At 71.9% G+C, this 1,985-nt stretch carries 2 protein-coding genes; both read right to left on the bottom strand.

The window, feature by feature from the left end; genetic code table 11:
• Positions 1 to 339: 339 nt before the first annotated feature.
• Positions 340 to 1,476 (bottom strand): phosphoserine transaminase, encoded by a 1,137-nt coding sequence (gene serC / locus ACIWVC_RS34535; protein WP_396450625.1) that lies wholly within the window; start codon positions 1,474 to 1,476, stop codon positions 340 to 342.
• Between the two features lie 44 nt (positions 1,477 to 1,520).
• Positions 1,521 to 1,856 carry a hypothetical protein gene (locus ACIWVC_RS34530; protein WP_396450627.1) on the bottom strand — a complete coding sequence of 112 codons (336 nt, stop codon included), beginning with the start codon at positions 1,854 to 1,856 and terminating at the stop codon, positions 1,521 to 1,523.
• Positions 1,857 to 1,985 lie beyond the last annotated feature (129 nt).

Here is a 1,985-nt window from a genome sequence, read left to right as displayed (position 1 = left end):
GGCGGTCACGGGCAGGCACGCGGAGCGAGCTCTGCGAGCGCAGCGGGCATGCCCGCCGAGCCGGGCGACCGCAGCGACACGACGGGGACCGGCACGGTCGCGGAGACCGGTGCCGTGGCGTGAGGATCGACCGGCTCGTGACGGGGGGTTTGGGGGGTCGCCCCCCCAATGAGCCAGAGCCCGACCGGCGGTCACGGGCAGGCACGCGGAGCGAGCTCTGCGAGCGCAGCGGGCATGCCCGGCGCGCCGCGTCCCCGCAGCGGCGGGAGCGCCGGCGACCAGAGCGAGGAGACCCGTGCCGCGCAGCCGGGGGGTTTGGGGGGTCGCCCCCCCAATGAGCTAGAGCCGCTCTACCACGTAGTCGACGCAGGCGGTCAGGGCTTCGACGTCGTCGGGGTCGATGGCCGGGAACATGCCGATGCGCAGCTGGTTGCGGCCCAGCTTGCGGTACGGCTCGGTGTCGACGATCCCGTTGGCGCGGAGCGTCTTGGCGACGGCGGCGGCGTCGACGTCGTCGTTGAAGTCGATCGTGCCGACGACCTGCGACCGCTGCGCCGGGTCGACCACGAACGGCGTCGCGTACGAGGTCTTCTCCGCCCAGGTGTAGAGCCGCTGGGACGAGTCGGCCGTGCGGGACGTCGTCCACGCCAGCCCGCCCTGGCCGTTCATCCATTCGATCTGCTCGGCGAGGAGGAGCAGCGTGGCCACGGCCGGGGTGTTGTAGGTCTGGTCCTTGGCGGAGTTGTCCGCGGCGGTCTTCAGGTTGAGGAACTCCGGGACGTACCGGTCGGACATGGCGATCTCGTCGATCCGCTCCAGCGCCGCCGGGGACGCGAGCGCCACCCACAGGCCGCCGTCGGCCGCGAAGCACTTCTGCGGCGCGAAGTAGTAGACGTCGGTCTCGGACACGTCGACGGGCAGGCCGCCCGCGCCGGAGGTGGCGTCCACCAGGACGAGGCCCTCGCGCGCGGTGGTGCCCGCCGGGCGCTTGATCGGCATGGCGACGCCGGTCGAGGTCTCGTTGTGGGTGAGGGCGTAGACGTCGACGTCCTCCTCGGCGGACGCCTCCGGGTGCGTTCCGGGCGGGCCGGAGATGACGGTCGGGTCCCCCAGCCAGGGAGCGCTCGTGGTGACCTTGGCGAACTTGCTGGAGAACTCACCGAACGTCAGGTGCTGCGAGCGCTGCCGGACGAGCCCGAACGCGGCCGCGTCCCAGAACGCCGTGGTGCCGCCGTTGCCGAGCAGGACCTGGTACCCGTCGGGGAGGGAGAACAGCTGGGACAGCCCCTCTCGGACGCGCCCGACCAGGGACTTCACCGGCTTCTGACGGTGCGAGGTCCCCATGTAGGCCGAACCCGACTCGGCGAGGGCGGCGAGCTGCTCGGGGCGGACCTTGGAGGGGCCGCACCCGAAACGGCCGTCCGCGGGCTTGAGATCGGCTGGGATGTCAATGGTTGGATTCGCGCTGTCGGTCACTTGTAGAAGGCTATCTGACCTGCAACGAAGATCGCGGGCCGGGTTCACATGCCGAGACGCCGGCGCCGCCACGCCCAGGTCAGCAGGGCCGCCAGCGCCGCCGCGCACACGCCGGCGACCACGGCGGGCGGGTAGATCCAGTCGTCGCCCCTGGCGTGCGCCTCGATGGCCGTGCCGACGGAGTCGTAGACCAGGAAGCCGAGGAAGAGCGCGGTGACGACGACGGCGATCCGCCCAGACACCGCGTTGGTGCGGCGGCGGCGCTCCTCGCGCTCCGCCTCGTACCGGCGCAGCTCCTCGGCGGCGTCGGCCTTCGCGCCGGACGCGTCCCTCGCGGGGCCGACGTCACCGTCAAGTGGCTCGTCGGGGGGTTGGCTCATGCCGCCAATGATGACAAATTCGATCCGTTTGATCGTCCGCTGCGTCCAATAGCGGCGGCCGGGGGCGAAGGAGAGTGCGAACGGGAAGCGAGGCGTGTGCGTATGGCGGGCGACGGCGACCGGATCCTG

Origin of the sequence: Actinomadura sp., assembly GCF_044508335.1 — a bacterium.
GTDB lineage: Bacteria > Actinomycetota > Actinomycetes > Streptosporangiales > Streptosporangiaceae > Spirillospora.
The sequence above is the reverse complement of the archived record's forward strand: the minus strand, read 5'-3'. Positions and strand labels throughout refer to the sequence as shown.